The organism is Reinekea thalattae (assembly GCF_008041945.1).
GTDB lineage: Bacteria > Pseudomonadota > Gammaproteobacteria > Pseudomonadales > Natronospirillaceae > Reinekea > Reinekea thalattae.
In genome coordinates, this window is the sequence record NZ_VKAD01000001.1 from 2,228,368 (window position 1) to 2,254,308 (window position 25,941).

Annotated in this window: 23 protein-coding genes; 9 read left to right on the forward strand and 14 right to left on the reverse strand. The window is 46.4% G+C overall.

From position 1 onward, the window contains the following. Positions 1-76: 76 nt before the first annotated feature. Positions 77-1,234, reverse strand: coding sequence for an FAD-dependent urate hydroxylase HpxO (gene hpxO, locus FME95_RS10235; protein WP_147714284.1), 1,158 nt, complete (start codon positions 1,232-1,234; stop codon positions 77-79). A gap of 408 nt (positions 1,235-1,642) precedes the next feature. Between hpxO and FME95_RS10240 the strand changes: the two genes are divergently transcribed. Next, positions 1,643-2,353, forward strand: a complete 711-nt coding sequence (locus FME95_RS10240; RefSeq protein WP_147714285.1) for an SDR family NAD(P)-dependent oxidoreductase — start codon at positions 1,643-1,645, stop codon at positions 2,351-2,353. 29 nt (positions 2,354-2,382) lie between these two features. Here FME95_RS10240 and FME95_RS10245 read toward each other — a convergent pair whose 3' ends face one another. Then, complete coding sequence (locus tag FME95_RS10245) at positions 2,383-3,090, reverse strand: glutamine amidotransferase-related protein (RefSeq protein ID WP_147714286.1); 708 nt, start codon at positions 3,088-3,090, stop codon at positions 2,383-2,385. Between the two features lie 281 nt (positions 3,091-3,371). Between FME95_RS10245 and FME95_RS10250 the strand changes: the two genes are divergently transcribed. Further along, positions 3,372-4,859, forward strand: coding sequence for an aldehyde dehydrogenase (locus tag FME95_RS10250; protein ID WP_147714287.1), 1,488 nt, complete (start codon positions 3,372-3,374; stop codon positions 4,857-4,859). Positions 4,860-4,935: 76 nt separating this feature from the next. Here FME95_RS10250 and aguA read toward each other — a convergent pair whose 3' ends face one another. The 9 genes from aguA to FME95_RS10295 all read right to left on the reverse strand — a co-directional run bounded on the left by aguA (position 4,936) and on the right by FME95_RS10295 (position 14,320). Then, positions 4,936-6,024, reverse strand: coding sequence for an agmatine deiminase (gene aguA, locus FME95_RS10255; protein ID WP_222709935.1), 1,089 nt, complete (start codon positions 6,022-6,024; stop codon positions 4,936-4,938). An 11-nt stretch (positions 6,025-6,035) separates the two neighbouring features. Then, a complete protein-coding gene (gene aguB / locus FME95_RS10260) occupies positions 6,036-6,908 on the reverse strand; it encodes an N-carbamoylputrescine amidase (RefSeq protein ID WP_147714288.1) in 873 nt (290 codons plus the stop codon). Positions 6,909-6,940: 32 nt separating this feature from the next. Then, the gene (locus FME95_RS10265; RefSeq protein WP_147714289.1) at positions 6,941-7,483 is read right to left on the reverse strand and encodes a cupin domain-containing protein; all 543 of its coding nucleotides are present in this window, start codon (positions 7,481-7,483) and stop codon (positions 6,941-6,943) included. Positions 7,484-7,505: 22 nt separating this feature from the next. Then, positions 7,506-8,351: an ABC transporter permease subunit gene (locus FME95_RS10270; RefSeq protein WP_147714290.1), complete on the reverse strand. Its 846-nt coding sequence runs from the start codon at positions 8,349-8,351 to the stop codon at positions 7,506-7,508. Then, positions 8,351-9,259 (reverse strand): putrescine ABC transporter permease PotH, encoded by a 909-nt coding sequence (potH, locus tag FME95_RS10275; protein WP_147714291.1) that lies wholly within the window; start codon positions 9,257-9,259, stop codon positions 8,351-8,353. Before potH ends, FME95_RS10270 begins: the two co-directional genes overlap by 1 nt. Next, entirely contained in the window at positions 9,256-10,365 is a 1,110-nt protein-coding gene (gene potA, locus FME95_RS10280) for a polyamine ABC transporter ATP-binding protein (RefSeq protein ID WP_147714292.1), read from the reverse strand. Before potA ends, potH begins: the two co-directional genes overlap by 4 nt. A 108-nt stretch (positions 10,366-10,473) precedes the next feature. Continuing rightward, a complete protein-coding gene (locus tag FME95_RS10285; RefSeq protein ID WP_147714293.1) occupies positions 10,474-11,577 on the reverse strand; it encodes an extracellular solute-binding protein in 1,104 nt (367 codons plus the stop codon). A gap of 42 nt (positions 11,578-11,619) precedes the next feature. Next, positions 11,620-12,963: an aspartate aminotransferase family protein gene (locus FME95_RS10290; RefSeq protein ID WP_147714294.1), complete on the reverse strand. Its 1,344-nt coding sequence runs from the start codon at positions 12,961-12,963 to the stop codon at positions 11,620-11,622. Positions 12,964-12,988: 25 nt separating this feature from the next. Continuing rightward, the gene (locus FME95_RS10295; protein ID WP_147714295.1) at positions 12,989-14,320 is read right to left on the reverse strand and encodes a glutamine synthetase family protein; all 1,332 of its coding nucleotides are present in this window, start codon (positions 14,318-14,320) and stop codon (positions 12,989-12,991) included. A gap of 243 nt (positions 14,321-14,563) precedes the next feature. On the opposite strand from FME95_RS10295, the gene FME95_RS10300 reads away from it, so the two are divergent. Together FME95_RS10300 and FME95_RS10305 are read left to right on the forward strand one after the other, a co-directional pair. Beyond that, positions 14,564-15,937 carry a glutamine synthetase family protein gene (locus FME95_RS10300; protein WP_246109349.1) on the forward strand — a complete coding sequence of 458 codons (1,374 nt, stop codon included), beginning with the start codon at positions 14,564-14,566 and terminating at the stop codon, positions 15,935-15,937. A gap of 44 nt (positions 15,938-15,981) precedes the next feature. After that, positions 15,982-17,259 (forward strand): NAD(P)/FAD-dependent oxidoreductase, encoded by a 1,278-nt coding sequence (locus tag FME95_RS10305; RefSeq protein ID WP_147714296.1) that lies wholly within the window; start codon positions 15,982-15,984, stop codon positions 17,257-17,259. Between the two features lie 63 nt (positions 17,260-17,322). Here FME95_RS10305 and hemL read toward each other — a convergent pair whose 3' ends face one another. Together hemL and FME95_RS10315 are read right to left on the reverse strand one after the other, a co-directional pair. Then, positions 17,323-18,621: a glutamate-1-semialdehyde 2,1-aminomutase gene (gene hemL / locus FME95_RS10310; RefSeq protein WP_147714297.1), complete on the reverse strand. Its 1,299-nt coding sequence runs from the start codon at positions 18,619-18,621 to the stop codon at positions 17,323-17,325. Between the two features lie 103 nt (positions 18,622-18,724). Further along, complete coding sequence (locus tag FME95_RS10315) at positions 18,725-20,443, reverse strand: chloride channel protein (protein WP_147714298.1); 1,719 nt, start codon at positions 20,441-20,443, stop codon at positions 18,725-18,727. A gap of 106 nt (positions 20,444-20,549) precedes the next feature. Between FME95_RS10315 and FME95_RS10320 the strand changes: the two genes are divergently transcribed. The 4 genes from FME95_RS10320 (at position 20,550) to FME95_RS10335 (ending at position 22,608) form a co-directional block, all read left to right on the forward strand. After that, positions 20,550-21,308, forward strand: coding sequence for a DUF6776 family protein (locus FME95_RS10320; RefSeq protein ID WP_147714299.1), 759 nt, complete (start codon positions 20,550-20,552; stop codon positions 21,306-21,308). 7 nt (positions 21,309-21,315) lie between these two features. Continuing rightward, the gene (locus FME95_RS10325; protein WP_246109350.1) at positions 21,316-21,732 is read left to right on the forward strand and encodes a bactofilin family protein; all 417 of its coding nucleotides are present in this window, start codon (positions 21,316-21,318) and stop codon (positions 21,730-21,732) included. Between the two features lie 74 nt (positions 21,733-21,806). Then, positions 21,807-22,160 (forward strand): iron-sulfur cluster insertion protein ErpA, encoded by a 354-nt coding sequence (gene erpA / locus FME95_RS10330; protein WP_147714301.1) that lies wholly within the window; start codon positions 21,807-21,809, stop codon positions 22,158-22,160. Then, positions 22,150-22,608, forward strand: coding sequence for a DsrE family protein (locus FME95_RS10335; protein ID WP_147714302.1), 459 nt, complete (start codon positions 22,150-22,152; stop codon positions 22,606-22,608). Before erpA ends, FME95_RS10335 begins: the two co-directional genes overlap by 11 nt. 120 nt (positions 22,609-22,728) lie before the next feature. On the opposite strand, the gene FME95_RS10340 is transcribed toward FME95_RS10335, so the two are convergent. Beyond that, on the reverse strand, positions 22,729-24,105 hold the full coding sequence (locus FME95_RS10340; RefSeq protein ID WP_147714303.1) for a peptidoglycan DD-metalloendopeptidase family protein: 1,377 nt from the start codon (positions 24,103-24,105) through the stop codon (positions 22,729-22,731). Between the two features lie 63 nt (positions 24,106-24,168). On the opposite strand from FME95_RS10340, the gene tyrS reads away from it, so the two are divergent. Next, positions 24,169-25,362 carry a tyrosine--tRNA ligase gene (tyrS, locus tag FME95_RS10345; protein ID WP_147714304.1) on the forward strand — a complete coding sequence of 398 codons (1,194 nt, stop codon included), beginning with the start codon at positions 24,169-24,171 and terminating at the stop codon, positions 25,360-25,362. Positions 25,363-25,941: the final 579 nt, after the last annotated feature.

Consider the following 25,941-nt stretch of genomic DNA (forward strand, 5'->3'; position numbering starts at 1 on the left):
TCAAAAAAAACCGCCAGCTAGGCGGTTTTTTGATTATTTAGAGCAAGCTAGTTCTAGTTGCTATCGCGGTTGGTTCCTAGTCCAGTGGGCTGCCAAAAATATTAGACAGAATCCCCTTGGTAATGTTGCTACCGTCTTCTTGGCGCAACTCGTTGTACCAATTCAGAGTAACCTGCTTATCTTTCATATGGGTGACATCACAACGGCTACGAGCACGCAATACCAGTTCGTTGGCGCGTGGCGCGCGTTTGTTTTGATAGCGTACTAGCGCATCTTCAACACCATAGGTGTTTGTTTGTAGAGCAATGGCTAAAAAGACCGCGTCTTCCATTGCCATGCAACCGCCTTGGCCGATATCGGGTGTGGTGCCATGACCGGCATCACCTAATAGCGCGACACGGCCACGAGTCCAGTTGCTAAAGGGTTCAACATCGCAAATTTCGACACGGTTGGTGCGTTCTGGGTCGATCCGATCAATTAGGTCCTGTACCGGTTTCGCCCAGCCAGTGAAGTATTCTTTTAGCTGTGTTTTGTAGTTTTCGCGCTCGTTGGCTAGGCCTTGTGGTAATGGCACATCAAAGAAGAAATAAAAGCGATTTTCACCAATCGGCATCAGAGAGACACGTTTGCCTTCGCCAACAAAGGTTGTCCATTGGGTGGCTGGCGCAATAGCTTCATCAATTTCGACCAGACCATTCCAGTTAACATAGCCAGCGTAACGACGTTCTGTGTTGCTGCCCAGGACATAAGGGCGAACGATAGAATGAGATCCGTCTGAACCAATCAGTAAATCTCCAGTTTCGACATGGCCGCCAGCAAAGTTTGCCGTAACCACACCGTTGTCTTCGCTAAGATCTACAAGTTCGGCACCTAGGGTGACGTCTTCAGCGCCAAACTCTTCTAAAAGCATGGCTTGAAGTTCGGTTCGCGAAACCGGATAAGCGCGCTGGCCGGCTTCTTTATACAGAGGTTCAAGGCTGAACTGAGTCATAACGTCACCAGAGTCGCCTTCAAGATAAGCTAGGCTGTCCATCTGTCCGCCCAGCTTTGCAACCTGTTCTGTTAGCCCTAGATAGTTAAGGCACTTAACGCCATTAGACCAAAGCGACAAGGCTGCGCCAACTGGCTTGATCTCTTCGACCTTTTCGAAGATTTTGACCTGATAACCAATGTTTTTTAGGGCAATACCAGCACAAAGGCCACCCATTCCTGCACCAATAATAATTACTTTCATATTCATCCTATGAGGCGGGGTTTAGGTACCGCGCCATTTGCACACTGTAAAAAGATTCATTTTATCAAAGCATTAACAGGGCCATCTTTATCATTGAGCCCTACTGATTGCATGAATGATTGACCTGACGACATTACCGAATACTAAATAGTTGTGCAACCGGTCAGGTTATGGCGAGGCTTTAAGGCTGTTGTGCTAATCCAGCAAAAGCGGAGTAGTAGGCGGTAGCCAAGTTATCGACCAAGATACACAACTAGCCTCAGCTTGCACCATTAGAGTTGGTTTTGGCGATAGGCTTCACTGTTTTGGCGCGAAAGTGGTGAACTCTTCACCATCAATTAGCGTATTAAATGATAATGTCAGCTGCTATTAGCTGGTTCAGCCAGATAACAAAAAAAGGACACGCTGTTGAATATACTGATTGCAGGCGGCTCTGGAGGTATCGGTCGGGCGTTAATACAGCAATGCCAAATCGAGTACCCAGAAGCGCAAATACACGCAACCTATCGCACTGAAATTGCTACTGATTCAATAGCTGCAGGTGTTCAGTGGTGGCAAGTCGACTTTGCTGTTGAAGATTCACTGCTTGAACTTGCTCAAGCGGTTGCCTCGTTTGATTTGATCATTTGTGCGACAGGCTTTTTATGGTCAGAAAATCATCGGCCAGAAAAGTCGGTGAGCCAGTTCGACACAGACTTTTTTATTCAAAATATTACCGCCAATACCGTACCGACCTTATTGCTGGCAAAGCATTTTTCTAAACATCTTAAGGCCAGTGGCCGAGGCGTGTTGGTGTCGTTTTCTGCGCGTATTGGCAGCATTACAGATAATCAATTAGGCGGTTGGATCAGTTATCGCAGTGCTAAGGCTGCACTGAACATGGCGGTGAAAACCATAGCGGTTGAGTGGCAACGAACACAACCAAACAGCTGTATTTTTGCCTTCCATCCTGGCACGACTGACACTGCGTTGTCGCAGCCGTTTCAAAAAAGCGTGCCGAACGGAAAACTGTTTACAGCGACCTATGTTGCACAGTGTTTATTACGTCTCATTGAACAAACCAGCAGCGAGCAAACCGGTCAGCTGTTAGCTTACGATGGCACGCGTATCGACTGGTAATTACGGATGTACTGGTCTGCTATGAGGTGTTAATGCGTTAAGAATCGAGCAATCCAGCGCATCACCGTATCTGAATCGGCAGCATTATTTCGTAAAGATTCAATGCCTTGTTCATACAGAGCATCATCGAACACGCCTAATTCGTTACGCATCTGGATAACGTCTTCAATAAATTTAACTGAAAACTCAGGATGGCCTTGAATCGTTATGATGTGTTCGTCTTTAGCCAACATGTAGGCTGGGCAAAAGTCACTGGTCGCTAAGGTCTCAACCTCAGCAGGCAGCTCAGTCACCTGATCCTGATGGCTGACTAGAATGTGGATATTGTTTTTGTCTGGCGTCATCCAGTCAGGCTTTTGGATGACTTCATTGTTACTCAGGCCGATGCCCCAGCCTTTATTTGAGCGCTCAACCGTGCCGCCTAAAGCACGCATAATGATTTGGTGACCAAAGCAGATGCCCACGAGCTTGGTGCGCTTAGCATCGCATTTTTGCAGCCAGTCGATCAGGTTTAACACCCAGTCTTCGTCGCTGTGCGCATCATGTACGCTGCCGGTCAGAATATAGCCGTCGCAGTCGTCTATTGGATTGGGCAGCTGTTGTGCTAAGGCATCATAAAGCTGGAAGCTAAAGTCGCCATGCGGCGACAACGTCGCCTGAATCATATCGGCGTACTGACCATGATGGCTTGCTAATTTGGGGTCAACGAAGCCACAAACAATAATTCCTACTTTCATACCTTGCTCTACCTCTGGCTGGTGATCGCTGACGCGCCGATGAACTAGGATGGGGACGACAAGCGTTTGTGATTGAATACTTTACATTATTGGGTAACTTAAGGTAAAAGTATCTCTATAGGCTAATAATATTTAACAATTCGAGTTTGTCTAGCTCTGTGTGTCGAACACTGACGACGATAGCGTTGGCATTAAAACAACGCAGTCGCAAGACGACAACCGCAGTGACCAAACCACGAACCGATACACGCACTTAATACACACTAAAAAATAGGCTGGGTATGGCGACTCAAACATGGTCTGAAAAGGCGGCAACATTACACTATTCAACGCAGGCGTTTATTAATGGCCAATTGACGGATGCGATCAGCGGTCAGACATTCGACTGTTTTAACCCAGCAACCGGTGAACAATTAGGCAGTATTGCTCGTTGTGATCAGGCCGATGTTGATCTGGCTGTTAAAGTTGCTCGGCAGCAGTTTGAAAGCCGAGTGTGGTCAGGTTTGGAGCCAGCTAAGCGAAAGCAGCAGTTACTTAAGTTTGCTGCCTTGGTTGAGCAAAATGTCGAAAAATTAGCCTTGCTAGATACCTTAGATGCAGGCAAACCGATTGCCGACACCCTCAGTTACGATGCCCCTGCAACGGCTCGTTGTATTGCTTGGAATGCCGAGGCGATCGATAAGCTATACGATGAAGTTGCCCCGACGACATCGAACGCACTGGCGTTAGTCACGCGTGAAGCCGTGGGTGTGGTTGCAGCCATTGTGCCTTGGAACTTCCCGTCGGTGATGGCGGCGTGGAAATTTGCAGCCGCGCTTGCGGCGGGCAATTCGATTATTGTCAAACCTTCTGAGAAAAGCCCGTTGTCGGCTATTTATCTTGCCGAGCTTGCTTTTGAAGCAGGCATACCAGCAGGGGTTTTCCAAGTTCTACCAGGCTTTGGTCACGAGGCGGGTCAAGCCTTGGCGCTGCACATGGATGTTGATTGCATTACCTTTACCGGCTCCACTGCAGTGGGTAAAAAGTTGGTCAGCTTTGCTGGTGAGTCGAATCTAAAACGAACCTTTATGGAATGTGGCGGCAAAAGCCCTCACGTTATTTTCTCTGATGTTAAAGATTTGGATGCTGCCGTTAATACCGCTGCAGCCGCGATTTGTTACAACCAGGGTGAAGTCTGTACCGCCGGTTCTAGATTGCTAGTGCAGCGTGAAATCTACGATCAGGTGGTGGAAAAATTAGTGCCGGCCATCGGCGCATGGCAACCAGCCAATCCGTTATTGGAATCGACCAAGGTTGGCGCAATTATCGATCAGCAGCAGCTGGATAAAATTCTTGGCTATATCGACATCGCTAAAAAAGAGGGCGCGAATTTATTGTGCGGTGGTCAACAGGTACAGCTTGGCAGCGGTGGCTTCTTTGTACAGCCGACAGTATTTACCGATGTCACAGCAGACATGACTATCTTTAAAGAAGAAATTTTCGGTCCGGTTTTGGCGGTTACGGTATTTGATACGGTCGAGCAAGGCATCGAGCTTGCCAACGATACTGAGTATGGCTTGGCGGCGGGTATTTGGACGTCAGATATCTCCAAAGCAATTCAGTGTTCACGAGCATTGCGTGCAGGTACTGTATTTGTAAACAACTGGGATGGCGGTGATATGACCATGCCATTTGGTGGCTATAAACAAAGCGGCAATGGTCGCGATAAATCTCTGCATGCGATTGAGAAATACACCGAAATGAAGTCCACTTGGATCGAATTAAACTAGCCCATTCGTTAGGTTTAACGGCAATAAAAAACCGAGCCTCAGCGCTCGGTTTTTTTATGGCACAAACTTAAAAAAATTAGCTTGGGCTGTCATTCGCGCTGCTGGGTACATGCTGTGTCATACAATGGATGTTGCCACCGCCTAATAAAATTTCGCGGCAGTTTAGCCCCACTAATTGGTGATTTGGAAACGCCGCCTGCAATACAGACTGAGCTTTGGCGTCGTGTTTTTCATCGAGTAATGGAAAAATAATACCGCCGTTGCTGATTAAAAAATTAGCGTAAGATGCAGCCAGCCGTTCACCTGCTTGTCGCACCATACCACTGCTCGGAATAATACCTTCTGCTTCCTGTTCGCTGAGATACAAAGGGCCGGGCATAGGCAGCGCATGTACTTTTATTTTTCGTCCCTTTGCATCGGTCGATTGTTGCAATAAGGATAAAGCCTGCTGGCTTATGGCGTATTGCGGATCGGTTGGGTCATCGCAAACCGTGAGCAATACTTCGCCAGGTTTGACGACATGCAAAATATTGTCGATATGGCCATTGGTTTCATCATTGAACAGACCATGAGTAAGCCAAATGATTTTTTCGACACCCAGAATTTCTTTTAGTTGGCGTTCAATGTCTGACTTTGATAACTGCGGGTTCCGGCTTGGGTGCAGTAAGCATTCTTCAGTGGTGTAGAGCGTACCGTCGCCGTCGCAATGAATGGAGCCACCTTCTAAAATCAGATCAACTTCATCGCAGCTATCGCCGGTGACCTCGGTCATCTGTTTGGCGACGGCGTTGTCTAACGTCCAGTCATCATAAAGGCCGTCGAGCGTGCCACCCCAAGCATTAAATTGCCAAGAAATACCGCGCCGTTGGCCGTTGTTGTTGATCACATAGGTTGCGCCGATGTCGCGCATCCAGCAGTCATTGCTGGCGATTTTTAATACTTCGATATCATTAGGTAGTTGCTTACGAGCCTGACGGTAAAGTTCATCGCTGACAATGACGGTTACTGGAGTGAATTGAGCGATGGCGATGGCGAGTTCAACAAAAACGGCCTGCACAGGCTTGCCGTTGTCGCGCCAGTTATCAGGCCGATGCGGCCAAGCCATCCATACTTCATCCTGAGCATGGTGTTCGCCAGGCATAACGTATTGGCTGTGGGTGATCATGCCGGTGGCTCCTAGTGACCGTCTAGCGACAAAAGGTTGCGATAATGTTGCGGGCAACGATCACGAAATAACCCCCAGGCTGCTCGCTGATAATCGATCTGCGCCAAATCAAACTGGTGCACAAGAATGGTTTCATTTTCACGGTCGGCCTGTTGCACCACTGCGCCAGTGTGGTCAGAAATAAAGGATGAACCAAAGAAATTAATGTTCAGCTCGCGATTTTTTGCTGACTCTGTACCAATTCGATTGGAGGCTATCACCGGGATTTGATTCGCTGCGGCATGGCCTTGCATGACTCGTTGCCAATGCGGTTGAGAGTCTAGCTCCGGCTGGCTCGGCTCGCTGCCAATGGCGGTCGGGAAAAACAAAAGCTCAGCGCCCATTAACGCCATGCTGCGAGCGCTTTCTGGGAACCATTGGTCCCAACAGATGCCAACGCCAATTTTGGCGTAGCGGGTTTGCCAAACTTTAAAGCCGGTGTCTCCGGGGCTAAAGTAAAATTTTTCCAGATAGCCGTCGCTATCAGGGATATGAGTTTTTCGATAAGTTCCTAACAGGCTGCCATCGGCATCAATAATCGCAACAGAATTAAATCGGACTTGTCCTGCTTTTTCGTACCAACTGAATGGAATAACAACTTCTAATTCTTTGGCCAGCTGAGCAAAGCGGTGAAAGTTTTTATTCTGTTCGAGCTGACTTGCCAGCTGCAAATAATCTTCGGATATTTCGATGCAGAAATAAGGCGTCTCAAACAACTCCTGCAATAAAATAATTTGAGCACCTTGAGCTGCGGCCTTGCGAACCAGTTGTTCGGCTTTAGCTACGTTTTCTTCGCTGTCCCAGCTGCAACTCATTTGCGTCGCGGCAACGCTGACTTTAGCCATGGCTAATCTCCAAAAAATAGATGAGTGAAAATCTAGAAGGTTGGCGGCGTTGCTGCACTGATCAGTTCGCATTCGACCTTGCCGATGTTACGAAAACGGTGCGGCCGTTTGGTTTCAAAGTAATAGGAATCACCGGGCTTGAGTACTTTGGTTTGGTGGCCAATGGTAATTTCGATTTCGCCGCGTAATACAATGCCGCTTTCTTCGCCTTCGTGTTGCATGAAGTCGGTACCGGTATCGGCGCCGGGTGGATAAGTTTCGCGGATCATCGCCAATTTACGACCTTTCTTTTGGCTGCCAACCAGCAACATGCTGATAACGCTATCGCCAATGTCGACTAACTCATCACGACCAAAAAATAATTTGTCTTCGGCTTCAATATCTAAGGTAAAAAAATCGCCCATGGTAATTTCCATGGCGTCGAGGATTTTTTTTAGTGAGCCAATCGAAGGGTTTACCTGATTTTTTTCAATCTGAGAAATCATCGCATTTGTCACACCGCTGAGCTTTGCCAGCTCACGCTGTGACACGCCTTTCATTGTACGCAGCGATTTAAGTTGTTTACCAACGTCCATGAACGAATCTTACTCCTAAATATTAAGGTCTGGCTAAGGCTTTCATTTCCAGCCGGCGTTTCTTTTCTGCTCGTGTCATAAACCACCAAGCAATAAACGAAGCGACAGAAACTGCGAGCACCATCAGTGTCGCTAATGCGTTGATTGTCGGACTAATGCCGAGCCGTACTTTTGAATAAACAACCAATGGCAGCGTAGAAGAATTAGGTCCAGAAACGAAGCTGGTAATAATTAGGTCGTCCAGAGACAAGGTAAACGCCATTAACCAACTGGCCACCAATGCAGGGAATATCATTGGTAGAGTAATAAGGAAAAAGGTTTTAAAGGGTGTCGCACCAAGGTCCAACGCAGCCTCTTCAATGGAGTTATCTAATTCTTGCAGGCGCGAGCTGACGACAATGGTGACATAGGCCGCGCTGAAAGTTATATGTGCAATCAATATGGTCAGCAAGCCGCGTTGAGCAAACAGTTCGATCACGCCACCGAGCGAAATAAATAGTAACAGCAGTGACAAACCGGTAATGACATCGGGCATGACCAATGGCGCGGTGATCATAAAGGCGAATCCAGTTTCGCCTTTAAACTTGCCAAAGCGCTGTAAAATAAAGCTCGACATGGTGCCAAGAATGACAGCAAAGGTGGCGGATACCGCAGCAATAAATAGGCTTAACTTAACGCCGTTCATCAGTAGTTCGTCTTTGAATAATTCAACGTACCATTTGGTTGAGAAACCAGACCAAACCGTTACCAACCGGCTTTCGTTAAAGGAGTAAATAATCAGCAGCAGTATCGGTAAATATAAAAAACTGAAAACCGCGGCCAATATAACCCAGCGTAACTTGGAGGAATAAACAGGGATCGCATTCATTAGGTATCTCCCCTCAACTCACGTTTTTGAAACTTGTGGAACCAGATAATCGGCACCATCAAGACCATGAGCATGACAATGGCAACGGCTGAAGCAACAGGCCAATCTCGATTGCCAAAAAATTCTTGCCATAAGACTCGGCCAATAAGCTGTGCATCTGGGCCGCCTAATAATTCTGGAATCACTACTTCGCCAACAACAGGAATAAATACCAACATTCCAGCGGCAATAAAACCAGGCTTACACAGAGGTAATAAGACTTTTATCAAGGCTTGGAAGGGGCGAGCACCAAGATCGGCAGCGGCTTCCATTAATGAGTAATCGACTTTCATCAGCGCGGTATAAAGCGGCAGTATCGTGAACGGTAAATAGCTGTAAACGATACCGATATAGACGGCGACATTGGTATGCATAATGTGTAGCGGCTGATCAATAATACCCAGCCACATTAAAAAATTATTCAGCAGACCGTTGTTCTTTAAAATGCCGATCCAAGCATAAACACGAATTAAAAAACTGGTCCAAGAAGGCAGTACCACCAACATCAATAAAATATTTCGAGTCGCAGGCGAAGAATGAACAATCGCCCAAGCGGTAGGAAAGCCGATTAATAAACAGAGCGTGGTAGAAACAAAAGCGATCTGCAAAGAACGTAAGTAAGCATCGACATAAAGGCTGTCCTCTATTAAATAGAGGTAGTTGCCAAAGTTGAGCAAGATGGTTAGTTGGTTATCGACGTATTCGAATAAATCAGAATAGGGCGGAATAGAAAACTGAGCTTCAGAAAAACTGATTTTAAATACAAATAAAAACGGCAATAAGAAAAACAGCAACAGCCAACTGTATGGAATGGCTATGACGCCGATTTTAGCGACCGGTAAGTTACGCAGTGATTTAAGCAGCTTCATATCGTCAGTACGACCCCGCTTTCTTTTTCCCAATACAGGCTGATTGGGTCGTTCCAAGTAGGCAATTCTTCTTGTCGACTGACGTTCTGTACTGACACGGTAACCAGTTTGTTGCTTGGTAGTCGTATATGGAAAATCGATTGGCTACCGAGATAAGCAATGTCTTCAACAACACCGGTACAGCAGTTTTCTTCACTGGGCGGAGTCTCGGCTAAATAAATTTTTTCTGGACGTACGGCAACCATCAGGTGAGCGCCTTCGATGGCGGTTACGGCATGGTCAAAGGTGATTGGCCGTTTAATTTCATCACAACGGATAACCGAACGATCAGGTTGATTAGATTCTAAAATGCCCTCAAATACATTGGCTGAACCGATGAATTCAGCAGCGTAACGAGAGTTAGGTGATTCGTATAATTCTTTTGGCGTGCCGACCTGAACAAATTGGCCTTGGTTCATGATGGCAATGCGATCGGCCATTGTCATAGCTTCTTGTTGGTCGTGCGTTACCATAACGCAGGTAACTTCGACGCGTTCTAAAATATCGACAATTTCCAGCTGCATCTGTTCGCGTAAATTTTTATCTAACGCGCCCATTGGTTCATCGAGCAATAACAGTGCAGGTTGTTTTGCTAGGCTGCGAGCTAGAGCAACGCGTTGGCGTTGACCACCGGATAATTGATGTGGCTTGCGCTTAGCGTACTTCGTCATCTGAACCAGCTCGAGTAATTCTTCGACTCGATTTTTTATTTCTTGGCTGGATAGACTTTGTTGTTTAAGGCCAAAGGCGATGTTGTTGTACACCGTCATGTGAGGGAACAACGCATAGGATTGGAACATCATATTGACCGGACGCCGATAAGGCGGCACGTTTGCAAGGCTTTGGTTGGCCAAAATGATTTCACCTGAATTCGGTTTTTCGAACCCAGCTAACATTCGTAATAGTGTGGATTTACCACAGCCTGACGCCCCAACAAGGGCAAAAATTTCTCCCTGATAGATCGTAAGGTCAAGGTCATCGACTGCAACATGTCCGTCGAATTCTTTGCTAAGGCCCTTTATTTCAAGTAAGGGAACCTGTCGCTTAGGCGGCGTTAATTCAGACATACAATACCTTTCTAGCAAGAATGAGGGCCCAACCAAAGCTGTTGAGCCCTATGTATTCAGGAAGATGAGTTCCGGAGTAGTGAGCTCCGGAAAATTAGCTCCGGATAATTAGTTTTTCATCAACTCTGACCAAGCTCGGTTGATAACGCGCGAAATTTTAAGCGGCGTTAGTTTCGGGCTGTACAGTTTTTCAGATGCGGCGGCGGTAGGGTAAATACCTTCGTGCTCTAGAATCTCTTCGTCAATGAACTCATTAGAAGAAGGGTTCGGGTTGGCGTACCAAACGTAGTTAGTCACGTCTGCAATAACCTCAGGGCGCAACAGGTAGTTTAAGAATAGGTGCGCATTTTCAGGGTGCTTAGCATCTTTTGGAATGGCCAACATATCAAACCAAGCCATCGCGCCCTCGTCTGGGATGACATAGGCAACTTCTACGCCGTTGTCAGCCTCGTAAGCACGATCCGATGCTTGTAAAACATCACCAGACCAACCGACAGAAACACAGATGTCGCCGTTAGCTAAATCGTTAATGTACTGCGACGAGTGGAAGTAGGTGACATACGGACGGATCGGCTTCAATAGCTCAAGAGCTTCTTGGTAGTCTTTGGCGTTGGTGGAGTTTGGATCCTTGCCCAAATAGTTCAGCGCAGCAGACATGATTTCAGTCGGTGCGTTTAAGAATGAAACGCCACAGCTGCTGAGTTTTTCCATGTACTCAGGCTTGAACACTAAATCCCAGCTGTTCACTGGCGCATCTTCACCCAGTATCTCTGCAACTTTATCGACGTTATAGCCAATACCGGTTGTGCCCCATAGGTAAGGGAAAGAATAGGTATTACCTGGATCGGCGTTTTCTAACACTTTCATAAGGCTAGCATCGAGATTGCCGTAATTAGATAGCTTGCTCTTATCTAATGGTAGAAAAGCACCGGCTTGAATTTGTGCGGCTAGGAAGTCACTGGTTGGCACAACGATATCGAAGCCGGTGTTACCAGATAAAATTTTAGCCTCAAGAACTTCGTTAGAGTCGAACACATCATAAACTACGTCGATGCCGGTCTCTGCTTCAAAGTTGGCGATGGTGTCTTCGGCGATATAGTCTGACCAGTTGTATATGTACAGAACTTTATCTTCTGCCGCGATTGCAGTGTGGCCCATAGTGGCAGCGACCAAACCCGCTAAAAGCGTTTTTTGCATAGGCTTGTTAAGCATCTAAGTGTCCTCTTCTTTCTTTAAATTTAAACAGTCAAAGGATTAAAGTGAGTTTAGGGTGGTATCGAGGGCTTTCTTTGCTCGACTAACAAGCAAATCAATTTCTTCTTTTGTAATAATTAGTGGTGGCGCAATAATCATTGTATCGCCAACCGCACGCATCACTAGACCAGCCTCGATGCAATAATCGCGGCATTTGGCTCCAATTTCTAGTGATTTGTCGTAACGTTGATTGGTGGTTTTATCCTGCACCAATTCCAATGCGGCAACCATACCTTTTGAGCGAGCCTCACCAACCAATGGATGCTCTGCTAACTCAGCCCATTTTTCTGCTAGGTAAGGCGCGATTTCTTCACGCACCTTGGTGACGATGTCTTGTCGCTGCATTTCTTTAATGTTGGCAATGGCCACGGCGCAAGCAACTGGGTGGCCGGAATAAGTAAAGCCGTGGGTAAATTCTGAGTCGGTGGCTTTTAAGACTTCAGCCACTTCATCGGCAACCATGACACCGCCGAGTGGCAAATAGCCTGAGGTAATACCTTTAGCCATGCATAATAGATCGGGTTTTATATTGTAGGTGTCACTGGCAAACCATTCGCCGGTACGACCAAAACCGCAGATGACTTCATCGGCAATTAATAGAATCTCGTATTTATCACAGATGCGCTGAATTTCTGGCCAGTAACTGTCTGGTGGAATAATAACGCCGCCAGCACCTTGTATCGGTTCGGCAATAAAGGCCGCTACATTATCTTCACCGAGTTTTTTAATTGCCAATTCGAGTTGCTGTGCGCGTTCTAAACCAAGCTTTTCGCGCTCTTCGGCACTGCAATCGCCAAAGGTGTTTGGCTGGTCGATGTGGACGATATCCGGCACGATGCAGCCAGTTTGCTGGTGCATAGGCACCATGCCGCCTAAGCTTGCACCAGCAATGGTGCTGCCGTGGTAGGCGTTTCGGCGACTGATGATTGTCTTTTTATCGGCTTTGCCTTTGGCGTTCCAATAGTAACGAACCATGCGAATGACGGTGTCGTTGCACTCCGAGCCAGAGCCAGTAAAGAACACATGGTTTAAACCTTCCGGCGTGACTTCGGCCAACAGCGTAGACAGTTCTGCCGCTGGTGGGTGAGTCGATTGGAAAAATAAATTGTAGTAAGGCAGCTTCTTCATCTGCTCAGTGGCTGCGTTGATCAGTGGTTCACAGCTGTAGCCCATATTGGTACACCAAAGACCAGACATGGCATCGAGAATTTCGCGACCGGCATCATCGTAAATATAGATACCTTGCGCACGTTCGATCATGCGAGCGCCTTTGGCATTCAGCTCACTGTAATTACTGAACGGGTGAAAGCAGTGCTCAGCATCTTGTTTAACTAATGGGTTCATTGTACTTCCTTAAAAATTAATAGCTTTAAACATTCAGCAACAGGTATTCACGCTCCCAAGAGCTGATCACCCTGAAGAATGTTTCGTATTCTTTGCGTTTAATGGCGACATAGGCATCAACAAAACGCTTGCCTAAAATGTCTTTTAAATCGTCACAGGTTTCGAGAATTTTTAACGCTTCTTCCAGTGTGCCCGGTAAGGTGTATGGGTCTTCACTGGTATCGTCGGTGGCTTTTTGAGTCGGTTCAATTTTTTGTTCCATACCTAAAAGGCCACAAGCTAAGGTCACTGCCATCGCCAAATAGGGGTTGGCGTCAGAACCAGAATAGCGGTTTTCAACGCGTCGAGCTTTCGCATTGGATCTTGGAATTCGAATGCCGACGGTACGGTTATCTTCGCCCCACTCCAAGTTGGTAGGCGCCATGTCACCGAACACTAAACGTCGGTAGGAATTGACGTTGGGTGCGTAAAAGGCAATACAAGCGGGAGTGTATTTTTGTAAGCCACCAATATAGTGATACAGAGCGTCGCTATGGCTGCCATCTTCGTTGCTGAATATATTGTCGCCGTTAGCATCCAAAAGACTTTGATGGATGTGCATCGATGAACCGGGTTCATCTTCCATCGGTTTGGCCATAAAGGTGGCATAGATGTCGTGACGCAATGCGGTTTCACGAACCGTGCGTTTAAACAAGAAGGCTTGATCGGCAAGTTCTAAGGCATCGCCATGATCAAAGTTGATCTCCATTTGCGCAGCGCCAGACTCATGAATGAGTGTGTCGACGTCTAAATTTTGTGCATCGCAAAAGTCGAACATCTCTTCGAATAATGGGTCGAACTCGTTTACGGCATCAATGCTGTAGCATTGGCGAGCGGTTTCTGGTCTACCATTGCGGCCAATAGGTGGTTCGAGAGGGTAATCTTCGTCGAGGTTTTTTTGCACCAAATAAAATTCTAGCTCGGGTGCCACAACCGGAGTAATACCCTTCTCTTTGTATTTGTTGAGCACACGACGCAGTACGCTGCGTGGTGCGATATCAACTAGTTCGTCGTCGTTATTGAAGCAGTCGTGAATAATTTGAGCGGTTGGCTCTTTGGCCCACGGCACAAAACGAATGCTGTCTGCATCCGGCTTTAAATTCATGTCGCTGTCGGTGAGGTCGATCATGTCATCGTTATCAGGCCAGTCACCAGTGACGGTTAAAAAGAACAGGCTTTCTGGCAGCTTCATGCCATTTTCTTTGAGAAATTTATGGGCAGGGATAATTTTGCCACGAGCATTGCCCGTTATATCTGGTACCAAACATTCTACTTCAGTGATTTTATGTTCTAAAAGCCATTCCCTAATGTCGCTCATAACGGACTTTGTAACCTGCGGTTGGTTGAGAGGAATCGGAGCGCTATCGCTCAGATTTGAAAATAACATCGGCCAGTAATACAAATGCCATCATGTCATAGTGATGTCAAGCGGGTCGTTAACTATAATTTAACAAGATCGCTATATTTGGTGCTATTTCTTAGACTTCGGGTTGAAATTATTTACATATCGGCGCTCTTTCGAGTAGGCTGTGGATCAGAGTAAATCACAAGGATCACATTCATGTGGCTAGATAAAAAGCTTTGGATGACGGCAGAAGACCTCCCCGAAGCTGAACGTTTTATGGCATTGCACCCAGAAGTTAACAGCGTCGACCTGATACTTTTCGATACTAACGGTAAAGAACGCGGCAAGCGGATACCAATATCTATGTTGCCGAAGGTTGTTAAGCATGGCTTAGCATTACCCGGTTCTGTATTCGCGCTCGATATTAAAGGTGAAACCATTGAAGAAACGGGCCTTGGTTTTGAACAGGGCGACAGTGACAATTTATGCCGGTTAGTGCCCGGCTCGCTGAGGTTAATTCCTTGGAAAGAAGGCGTCGCCCAAGCGGTGTTGACCATGTTGAATGACGAGCAGGATGCGCTGTTTTTTGCCGATCCTCGTCGCGTTTTGGTTGATCAATTATGTGCGATGTCCGAACGTGAGCTAAAGCCTTGCGTCGCGATTGAATACGAATTCTATTTGCAAGATGTTGAGCCTGACGATTTAGGCCAGCCGCAGCCGCCAATCATGCCGTTGAGTCAAGAGCGCATGACGCAAACACAGGTTTATTCTCTCGATGAATTGGATGAATTTCAGCGTTTTATCGATGATGTTATCGCCGCCTGTGAAGTGCAGGGAGTACCAGCGTCAAACATTATTGCCGAGTACGCCCCCGGCCAATTTGAGATCAATTTGCGACACAGTGTTGATGTGATGCAAGCCTGTGATCAGGCTGTATTGATGAAGCGAGTGGTGCGTTCTATTGCCAAACAACATGGCTTTGTCGCTAACTTTATGGCTAAACCCTATACCGAGCATTCGGGTAACGGTTGCCATGTTCACATCAGCCTATTTGATAACGAAGATCAAAATGCTTTTGTTAAGCAACCGCAGTTATTGCAGCAGTCGTTAGCAGGTATTTTGCAGCAAATGCCCGAAACTTTAGCCCTGTTGGCACCGAACGCTAATTCCTATCGCCGTTTTCAGCCGGATATGTTTGTCTCGTTGTGGCCAAACTGGGGCTGGGATAATAGAACGACCGCTTTGCGTATTCCATCCGATAGCGAACAAAATTTGCGTATTGAACATCGCTTAGCCGGTGCTGATTGCAATCCTTACCTTGTGGTTGCTGCGATCTTAGCGACGTTGCAAGAGGGTATTGATGAACAATTAACGCCTCCGGAGGCTATCGATGGCAACGCTTATGAGATGGAAGGTGAAAACCATTTGCCGTTGTCGTGGCCTCAGTCGCTAGAGCGTTTTCAAGCCAGCGATGTGCTCATTAAGCGCCTCGGTAGCGACTACTGCCATACCTACTATGAAAACAAACGAGCCGAACAGCTAGCCTTTGATGCTCAAGTAACGCCATTAGAATATTTATGGTATCGCTAGCGTTAGGTTAACCCAGACCGGTTAAATTCTTCGAGGAAGCAGCTATGAAACAAAATTATGTTCATTCTTACTATACCGACAGCGCCAATCAACAATTTGATTTTCCCCAGTTGGAATCTGATCAGCGTGCCGATGTTTGTGTTATTGGTTCTGGTATTACTGGTGCGTCCTCGGCATTGGAGTTGGCTAAACGTGGCTATAAAGTCATCGTTTTAGAGGCTGAACGGGTCGGCTGGGGTGCCTCTGGCAGAAGCGGTGGTCAGGCAATTTTTGGCTGGGCTTCAGATCAATTCACACTCGAAAAAATGCTCGGCCAAGACGATGCCCGAAAAATGTGGGATATGTCATTGGAGAGCTTGGCAGTGACTAAGCAGCTTATCCAAGAACATAACATCGATTGTGATTGGTCTGATGGCATGGTGCATTTGGGTATTAAGCCACGCCATGATGCTGAGATTAAAGAATGGTATGAGCACATGGTTAATGTTTATGGCTATGAATCCTTACAGCTTTGGGATCAAAAAACCTGTCGTGAAAACATTGCCAGCGAGCGCTATACCAGCGGTATGTTTGATAGCAATAGTGGCCACTTACATCCATTAAATTACACGCTCGGCTTGGTCAAAGCGGCTAAAGACTTAGGTGTGCAGTTTTTTGAAGGCAGTGCCGTGAAAGATGTTCGCCCAGGTGAACCGGTGACGATTACAACAGAGAAAGCCACTGTCACCGCAGATCATGTGATATTGGCTGGTAATGCTTATCTTAAGGGTATTAATTGGGGAATAGAAAGCCGAGTGATGCCGGTGGGTACCTATGTCTGCGCAACTGAACCGTTAGGTAAAGATCGAGCGCTGGCGTTGATGAAGAATAATATTGCAGCTTGCGATATTAATTTTGTGCTCGATTATTATCGCTTGTCAGGCGATTACCGCATGCTCTTTGGCGGCAAGGTGAGTTATTCAGGGATGGAGCCGAGAGATTTAAAGGCGGCGATGCGCAAGGATATGTTAAAGGTCTTTCCGCAGTTGCAGGACGTGAAAGTTGAATCGGCATGGAGTGGCAATGTTGCTGTCACCATGAATCGCGCGCCACACTTTGGTCAGCTGCATAAAAATGTTTTTTATGCTCAAGGCTTTTCTGGTCACGGCATTGCTGCTTGTGGTTTTGCTGGCAAGCTGATGGCAGAGTCGGTTGCTGAAACCGCTGAGCGATTGGATGTGTTTGGCAAAATAAAACATATGCCGTTCGATGGCGGCAAACTTTTCCGTACTCCGGCCATGGTTTTAGGAATGGCCTACTATCGTTTACGCGATATGCTTTAACAGAACAGAATGCAGCGCGGTCTAAGGTCTAACCTTGCCGCGCTGAGTTTTATAGGCTGTTAATTAAGCTTCGCTAATACTAAGTTCACCCAATACGGCATCGGCTGCCGTTAGGGTTTTTTCGATGTCTTCATCGCTGTGCGCCAGCGATAAAAATCCTGCTTCAAAACTCGACGGTGCTAAGTAAACACCCTGTTCTAACATGCCATGAAAGAAACGATTAAAGCGTTCGCTGTCGCAAGCTTGAACTTCTTTAAAGCTACCGACACTTGCTTGCTCAGTGAAAAATACACCAAACATACTTCCGACCTGATTGGTGACTAAGCCGATGCCATGTTTTTTCGCCAGTTGGCGTAAACCGGTTGTTAGCTGGTTGGTTTTTTCTTCTAGCTGCTGGTGAGTACCAGCCTTACTTATCTCATTTAATGCTGCCAATCCTGCTGCCATTGCCACAGGATTACCGGATAAAGTACCGGCCTGATAGACTGGGCCGTCCGGTGCAAGACAGTCCATAATGTCTGCGCGGCCACCAAAAGCACCGACAGGCATGCCGCCGCCAATAACTTTGCCTAGCGTTGTTAGGTCTGCCTTGACGTTATAGCGCTCTTGAGCGCCGCCTAATGCGACTCGGAAGCCACACATGACTTCATCAAAAATTAATACCGAACCTGCTTGAGTACAGCATTCTCTGAGGGTTTCTAAAAAGCCATCGGCCGGTGGAATGCAGTTCATGTTACCGGCGACAGGCTCGACGATCACCGCCGCGATTTTATCGCCCAGTTCAGCAAAGCACAGTTTAACATCTTCGGCGTTATTGTATTCCAGTGTGATGGTGTGTGCCGCGACAGAGGCCGGTACGCCCGGCGAAGTCGGCACACCGAGTGTTAAGGCGCCAGAGCCTGCTTTGATCAGTAGACTATCGGCATGGCCGTGATAGCAGCCTTCAAACTTGACCAGTAGATCTCGGCCAGTAAAGCCGCGCGCTAAGCGTATCGCCGACATTGTGGCTTCGGTGCCGGAGTTAACCATGCGAACCTTTTCGATCGATGGGTAGAGCTGGCAAACTTTTTCAGCCATCTCGACTTCTAATTCTGTTGGCGCACCGAACGACATCGACTTGTCGACTTGTTGGTGTACTGCTTGGCGGATGACTTCTGCTCCGTGGCCTAAAATCATTGGCCCCCAAGAAAGAACGTAATCGATGTATTCCTTACCCTGATTGTCTGTCAGTTTACTGCCGAGGGCTTGTTCAAAAAAAATCGGTGTACCACCGACGCCTTTAAATGCACGTACGGGAGAGTTAACGCCGCCGGGTATGGTTTTTTTCGCTCGTTCAAAGAGTGTGTTTTCGGTGTCAGTCATAACCTTCCTGTCTTTGATTAACAAAATTATTGATGAGTTTATTTGTACAAGTATTGAATCAGTAGTTCAAAACGCAAAAGCGTAACTATTAATTAATACCTTGCTAGTTCAGTTCACTTTCAGAGGTCAATTCAGTCGATAGTTTGGCTCGAGTTACAAGGCCGATTCGGAATGCATCAATCGGCACTTGAATGGCGACCACGTCATCGTTTTGCAAGGTTTTAATACCTTCCAGCAAGGAGGCATCTTGCTGTAAAACGCTAATTCGAGAGCGAGCAGGAATGACCTTAGATAGATATTGATACAGGTTAACGTCGTCGTCTGGATCTAGATGTAGCCATTTCTCATATTGTTTTTTCAGTGCTTTGTGAGGGATTAAATAGCTTTCCGCCGCATAGCGGTATATCACCAAGCGCTTTTTAACGTGCAGCATTTGCTCGATCGACTCTGTATCCATCTGATCATGAATGACCACGAATTTGGTGATCGCAATTTCAGACAAAAAGCGACTGGCTAAGGCATTTCTAACTGGATGAGTACTAATTTGTAAGCCTTTGAGCGACAGCATGGTCTGGAAGATCGATGGCTGTAAAAAAATTGCCTGACAGGTTAGGTTAGCCAGTACCACAACAACCATGGTATGAAACATCATTTCTGCGTTTAGCGAGAGTTCTAGTACCGCGGTTAACGCGGCTAATGGCGCATGTAGCAAAGCACTCATCACGCCAGCCATGCCAATGAGGGCGTAGAACGAATCACTGCCCGAGCCTGGCAGAATGGCACCGGCTATCGCGCCTGTTGCCATGCCAATGACTAACGACGGCGCTACAATTCCAGCGGGGACGCCTAAGCCAACAGCAATGCCGGTCGCCAAGAGTTTGGCTGCTAAAATCGCAATAAGGTACCAGAGCGCAAACTCGCCATTGAGGATGCTCTCCATCACGCCATAACCGAGTCCCATCATTTGTGGCACAAGCATGCCTAAAAGGCCGGTCATAATGCCTGCAATGATTAACTTACTATCGCGCGATACCAGATCGATTGCGGCTAGCCGTTTAATGAGTCGATGCAGTGCTGCGGCGACTAAGCCTGTGGCAATGCCAGTTACTAATAAAAAGGGTGTTTCGGTGAGGCCTGCGGGTACGATGTCGACCGCAAAGAGGCCGGAGCGGCCGCCGATTAAAAAGTCGGTGACAACGGCAGCGGTAACGGAAGCTGCAATAATCGGGATAAAACCCATCAGGCTGTATTCCATAAGCACCACTTCCATGGCGAACATGACGCCAGCCAAGGGCGTATCGAAAGCAGCAGAGATTGCCGCCGCCGTGCCACAACCGGTTAGCAAGCGTAATTGACTCGGTGAGCGATGCATCATCCGCCCCAGCTTGCTGGCAATGCCAGAACCGACATGAACAGCCGGCCCTTCTTTGCCCATACTGAATCCAGAAGCCAAAGCGATCTGTGCCGACACTAACTGAAAAAGCGTATTGCCTAATGGAATTTTACCGCGACCTATTTGCAGACGGTCAATGACATGTGTAATGCCTACGTCGTGGTACCTGCTATTTGTATTGCGATAGAGTAAGATGAGAATAATGGCGCCAGCGATTGGTAAGCTGGCGCGGGCAAGAGGTGCAAGGCTGCCAAAACCAGCCTGATGACTGTCGTTCAATAGTGACAATACCAGCTCGATTGAAACCATAAAAAGCGCAATCACTAAGCTGGTAGAAATACCAATGAGAATGCCAAAACAAGACAGCAACGCTAAGCTATTGCTATGTAAAAGTTTTGATTGCCATCGTTTTAGTGTTGGTTGAGTCATTTGGCTTGTATATATTCCCTTGTGGCGCTCAACATCATACCGATTTATGACTCATTTTGTTACAGTAGTGCGATTAAGCTCGTTATTATCAAAAAGGTAAAGTGGAATGGCAAAAGTTAAAGGGCCTGCGCAGATAGAATATACCGCAGTTCCGCATCGTCCTTTGCAGCAAGTTGTAGTTAGGATGACGGTGGTTATTTTAGTGTTCGCTGCGATTTGTGCAGCATATTTGTACGGTAGTTATGTCAGTGTACGTCACGAGCAAAGACTACTTAACGAGGTTTCTACTTTACGCCAGTTATTAGATAATAACGCCGAGCGAGAGCGAGAATTAAGACAACAGGTGGCAGTATTAGAAAATTCTGCTTTTGTTGATAAAGGTGCGGTCAATGATGTTCGCAACTCAAACCGTGAACTGACCGATAGAATTGCAGAATTAGAGAAAGACATTGCTTTGTATCAGGGCATAATGTCACCTTCTGACAATACAACTGGTCTGACCATACAAGAAGTATCAGTTGCCAGTACTGCGCAACCGGGTCGTTACCGCTTTAAAGTGATGTTGACTCAGGTGGGTAATAACTCACGATACTTGAGAGGTTTTGTTGGTATCAACATTATGGGTGTACAGGACGGGGAGATTACCGCCTACCCATTGAAAGACCTTTCGGAGAATATAAATGATATCGATATCAAGTTTAGATATCGTTATTTTCAGGAATTCCAGGGAGAGCTAGTTCTTCCTGAGAACTTTACGCCTGATCAACTACAGGTTGTGGCTCAATCGGTGGGTACAAAGTCTGCTCGATTAGAACAATCTTATGGTTGGTCAGATTTGGAGAATGCTAAAAATGTGGGGCAGTGATAATAGCGTGAGTAAAAATATAACATTGATTACAGAAAAGGCGGAAATCTTAGGTGATATCCGTATCTCAGAAGCGTTGCATATTGAAGGTACTGTTCGAGGCAATATTTTAGCCGATCCAGACAGCAACGCAGAAGTCACCGTAGGTGCTAAAGGCATGCTTGAAGGTGAAATTCGTGCCCCACGCATTGTCATCAATGGCGAAGTTAAAGGCGATGTGTATTCATCAGAGCACCTTACATTGAACAAAAATGGCCTAGTTTCTGGTGACGTTCATTACGTCATGATGGAAATGGTTATGGGTTCAAAGGTAAATGGTAAGTTGCTTCACGTAGCCACCGAAGGCGGTAAAAAAGCCGCTAAAAAGCCTGCATTAGAAAATGTGGCGACGGTTGCACCTGTCGCACCAGCGAGTAAATCTTAATATCGCTGCATCATTATAATTGACTGTTTTGGTCGGGTATTGATAATTCAGTGTGAGTATATGAGGAATATAATATGACTGACGCCATTGTTGATGTTGCCGATCCAATAAACATTTCTGAGGCCGCCATCGAAAAAGTTCGAGCGCTGGTGGCAGAAGAAGGTAATGATGATTTAATGTTGCGCGTCTTTGTAACCGGAGGGGGCTGTGCTGGTTTTCAGTATGGCTTTACCTTTGACGACAGCATCGCCGAAGATGACTCCTTAATTACAAAGAACGATGTCAGATTTTTGATTGACTCATTAAGTGTGCAGTATTTGGGCGGTTCCACGGTTGATTACACGCAGGGTTTGGACGGCAGTCGATTTGTCATTCATAACCCTTCCGCGAGTACGACGTGTGGCTGTGGGTCGTCTTTTGCAATTTAAGCGTTTAGCCTCATTTGCGCTGTTAGCCAGTTTAACGGCGGCTGGCGTGAATGCAGAAACGCTGGTTCAAGGTGATGTTGAACTCGACTCGCCTCCTTATGTTGCGCAAATTCAGGCGCACACCGATGAAGAGCTGACACAAATCCTCACTCGGATTAGTAATCTTTATGACAGCGGTCAGTCCTACCCACAAAGCCAGCCGGTTGCTTTAGTACTACATGGCGACGAGGCTGCACTCTTTTTACGTCAAAATTATCAGATGAATAAAGATATCGTAGATTTGGCAGCGCGACTCGATGCCTTTAATGCGATTGATATACAGGTCTGTGAAACATGGATGCGTTATTCGTCAGTACCAAGAGCAGAACTGCCAGCTTTTGTTGATACCGTGCCTTATGGTCCAGATCAAGAAGCGAGTTTGCTTGAACAGGGTTACGAATACTTTTAATTCCTATCCCGCATTGCGTTGATGTCGTCGACATCAGTGGCATATCTAGACGGCTTTAAGCGCTTATCGTTGCATTGATTAATCCAAGCATTCTTTACGCTCAAAGCTTTTGCTGAGTATCTAGTTGGCTTCGTTGAGGTTGGTGAGGCCTGCTGCATAGGCTGAATCATAGACTTCAAGCTGGCCAGATAGGTTTTCTGCGTAAGCGTTAAAGTCTGCTAAATATTCAGAATTAAGCGGTTTCGCCGTTGGTAACTTAACCGTTTGAGGGTTTTTATGAACGCCATTAACACGGAATTCATAATGTAGGTGCGGTCCATTCGAGCGACCAGTGGTGCCAACATAGCCGATAATCTGACCCTGTTTTACACGCTTGCCGACACGAGCGTATTTAGAGAATTTACTCATGTGGGCGTAGAGAGTAGAAATGCTTTCGCCATGCTGCAATACAACAACGTTGCCGTAAGTTGCCGAGGTGTAGGCTTTAATAACCTTACCATCGCCAGAGGCTTTAATTGGCGTTCCTGTTGGTGCTGCGTAATCGGTACCTTTGTGCGCGACAATACGGTTAAGTACTGGGTGCATGCGGCTTGGGTTAAAACTAGAAGAGATTCGGAATACATCTAGCGGCGTTCGTAGGAATGCTTTGCGCATGCTTTTGCCGTCAGGTGAGTAATAGTCAGTATGGCCGCTAGCATCGGTGTAGCGAAGGGCGGTGTACTGTCTGCCGTTATTGATGAACTTTGCCGCCAAGATTTGGCCGTCGCTCAGCTTTTTACCATCAAGATAGTTTTCTTCGTACAGCAATGAAAATTGGTCGCCTTCGCGAATGTCTAATGCAAAGTCGATGTCCCAGCCAAATACATTAGCGACCTGCATGATCATATTGTCGGTCAAGCCTGCCTCGGCACCGGCTAAAAATAGTGAGCTGCTGATTGTCGCAGTGGCATATTTTGTTTGGATGTCGGGCACTCGCTCTGTGCGAGTAATGGTCGCTTTCTTATCGTTATCGATATCAATGCTATAGGAGACAGTGTTTGACTCGTTGAAGTTAATCTTTTTCAATATAGAGTCATTGTTGAAGGTGAAGATGAATTCTTGTCCTGGATAGATTTTTTCCAGCGGCTTTTTAATGGTCTCATCAGCGAGCAAACTATATAAAGTTGTGACGCCAGCGCCTGAGCGTTCGAATAGCGTTGAGATTGTATCGCCAGGTGATACAGTCTCTGAAATTTGTTGTAAGGTTGAATTGTTGTCGAACAACTCAATATTTGTGTCCGGCTCGATAGTCGGTCGTATTTCGACAATAACCGATCGACCTTGGCTAGGCCAAAGAGCAACCAACAGCACTAAGAAAGAGCAGGCTATGACGGCAATGAAGTGAGCGCGTGGCAAAGGGCAAAACTTAAAGAGTGACTCGATGTTCATGATGGCTTTACTGTTCTGTGACTGATGAAACTTAAAGTAGTTTATCAGCATTTTTTTAATAATGTGCAAACCAGTTCCGAATACGGGAAATAATTTCCACTTTTTTATTGTAAATATTTGTGAGGAGACTCCATGAATCTGGAGCAAGCATTGGCTGAGATTGGCCGAGGCACAGAAGAAATTCTGTTAGAAGACGAGTTAGCTAAAAAAATAGCCTCTGGTAAACAGTTGGTGGTCAAGGCAGGGTTCGATCCAACTGCGCCTGATTTGCATCTGGGTCATACCGTGCTGATGAATAAGATGCGCCAGTTTCAGGATATGGGTCATAAGGTTGTGTTTTTGATCGGTGACTTCACTGGCTTAATTGGCGATCCAACAGGTAAAAGTGCAACTCGGCCGCCGCTGACTGTCGACGAAATTGCAGCAAATGCACAAACCTATAAAGAGCAGGTGTTTAAAATACTCGACCCAGATAAAACTGAAATCCGTTTTAACTCGGAGTGGTTTGGGGAAAAGGGTGCTGACTTTATGATTAAGTTGGCGGGTAAGTTGAGTGTTGCTCGGATGCTGGAGCGTGACGATTTCAAAAAGCGCTTCAAGGCGAATCAGTCAATTTCCATCCATGAATTTTTATATCCATTAGTGCAGGGCTATGACTCGGTAGCGCTAGAGGCAGATATTGAACTGGGTGGTACCGATCAAAAATTCAACCTGCTGATGGGGCGAGAGCTGCAAAAAGGTGAAGGGCAAGAGCCGCAAACGGTTATCATGACGCCGTTACTTGAAGGCTTGGATGGCGAGAAAAAAATGTCCAAGTCGCTGGGTAATTATGTTGGTGTATCCGAAGCGCCTGGCACGATGTACCAAAAAATTGTATCGATCCCAGATTCTTTGATGTGGCGTTGGTATGAATTATTGTCGTTTAAGTCGCTTGACGATATTGCGCAATTAAAACAGTCGGTCGATCAGGGTGCTAACCCTCGTGATATCAAAATAGAGTTGGCGAAAGAAATTGTCGCTCGATTCCATGGCGAAGAGGCGGCGGCCAATGCTCATAAAGGTGCGGGAAATATTGTAGTTGAAGGCGAGGTTCCTGAAGGAACGCCTGAAGTTATTGTAGAGCTTGAAGGCCAAGAAGATTTGCCTATTGGTGCATTGATTAATAAGGCTGACTTGGCGACAAATTCTGCGCAAGCAAAAGACATGCTTAAGAATGGTCGAGTGAAGGTAGAGTGGCAGGTTGTCGAGCCTTCTCTTAAGCTGGGCCCAGGTAAGTACTTAATTCAGGCAGGAAAAAAGAAAATTGCTTGGGTGACTGTGCAGTAAGGTATTTTGCTTGAAGGGCGTTTATTGGAATTGCTGACTCAGTAATATAGATAAGCCTGTACGAACCTACATATCTATATACCTACTATAAGGCTATAAGAGGCCAGCTAATGCTGGCCTTTTTGTTTTTTGTTTAATGGCTTGTTTTGGCCTGCTGAGTGATGTCTTTCACTACTAGAGACTCTTATATTTGAGGCTTGCTATAAATAACTTGGTATTTCTTTAAATAGAGCTTGACGGGGTTTAATAAATCCTTAATATACGCGCTCCTTGCTGCTGAGGCAGTAAAGGAGTGGTTAGAAGTTTGGTTTTTCTTTGTGGTCGTAAGTTGTTGATTTCAAAGGAAAATAAAATAAATTTCTGATTGACAAAGTGGTTTCGATCATTAAGATACGCATCCACTTAAACGACAAGCCTATAGCGCCGCTGTCGAGATCTTTAAAACAAATAATTTAGAAGTAATTCGTGTGGGCGCTTGTGAGTCGATAAATTATCGAACACAAGCGACTGTCAAACATTTGTTTGGTTAACGTTATGTTCGAGCTCAGATTTTCCGGTTGGTCTTAAACAACTGGATAT

Bases quoted from the DNA above. Each gene is read 5' to 3' on its own strand.
- hpxO (WP_147714284.1), bottom strand. From the start codon at position 1,234: ATGAAAGTAATTATTATTGGTGCAGGAATGGGTGGCCTTTGTGCTGGT.
- FME95_RS10245 (WP_147714286.1), bottom strand. From the start codon at position 3,090: ATGAAAGTAGGAATTATTGTTTGTGGCTTCGTTGACCCCAAATTAGCA.
- FME95_RS10250 (WP_147714287.1), top strand. From the start codon at position 3,372: ATGGCGACTCAAACATGGTCTGAAAAGGCGGCAACATTACACTATTCA.
- aguA (WP_222709935.1), bottom strand. From the start codon at position 6,024: ATGATCACCCACAGCCAATACGTTATGCCTGGCGAACACCATGCTCAG.
- aguB (WP_147714288.1), bottom strand. From the start codon at position 6,908: ATGGCTAAAGTCAGCGTTGCCGCGACGCAAATGAGTTGCAGCTGGGAC.
- FME95_RS10265 (WP_147714289.1), bottom strand. From the start codon at position 7,483: ATGGACGTTGGTAAACAACTTAAATCGCTGCGTACAATGAAAGGCGTG.
- FME95_RS10270 (WP_147714290.1), bottom strand. From the start codon at position 8,351: ATGAATGCGATCCCTGTTTATTCCTCCAAGTTACGCTGGGTTATATTG.
- potH (WP_147714291.1), bottom strand. From the start codon at position 9,259: ATGAAGCTGCTTAAATCACTGCGTAACTTACCGGTCGCTAAAATCGGC.
- potA (WP_147714292.1), bottom strand. From the start codon at position 10,365: ATGTCTGAATTAACGCCGCCTAAGCGACAGGTTCCCTTACTTGAAATA.
- FME95_RS10285 (WP_147714293.1), bottom strand. From the start codon at position 11,577: ATGCTTAACAAGCCTATGCAAAAAACGCTTTTAGCGGGTTTGGTCGCT.
- FME95_RS10290 (WP_147714294.1), bottom strand. From the start codon at position 12,963: ATGAACCCATTAGTTAAACAAGATGCTGAGCACTGCTTTCACCCGTTC.
- FME95_RS10295 (WP_147714295.1), bottom strand. From the start codon at position 14,320: ATGAGCGACATTAGGGAATGGCTTTTAGAACATAAAATCACTGAAGTA.
- FME95_RS10300 (WP_246109349.1), top strand. From the start codon at position 14,564: ATGTGGCTAGATAAAAAGCTTTGGATGACGGCAGAAGACCTCCCCGAA.
- FME95_RS10305 (WP_147714296.1), top strand. From the start codon at position 15,982: ATGAAACAAAATTATGTTCATTCTTACTATACCGACAGCGCCAATCAA.
- hemL (WP_147714297.1), bottom strand. From the start codon at position 18,621: ATGACTGACACCGAAAACACACTCTTTGAACGAGCGAAAAAAACCATA.
- FME95_RS10315 (WP_147714298.1), bottom strand. From the start codon at position 20,443: ATGACTCAACCAACACTAAAACGATGGCAATCAAAACTTTTACATAGC.
- FME95_RS10320 (WP_147714299.1), top strand. From the start codon at position 20,550: ATGGCAAAAGTTAAAGGGCCTGCGCAGATAGAATATACCGCAGTTCCG.
- erpA (WP_147714301.1), top strand. From the start codon at position 21,807: ATGACTGACGCCATTGTTGATGTTGCCGATCCAATAAACATTTCTGAG.
- tyrS (WP_147714304.1), top strand. From the start codon at position 24,169: ATGAATCTGGAGCAAGCATTGGCTGAGATTGGCCGAGGCACAGAAGAA.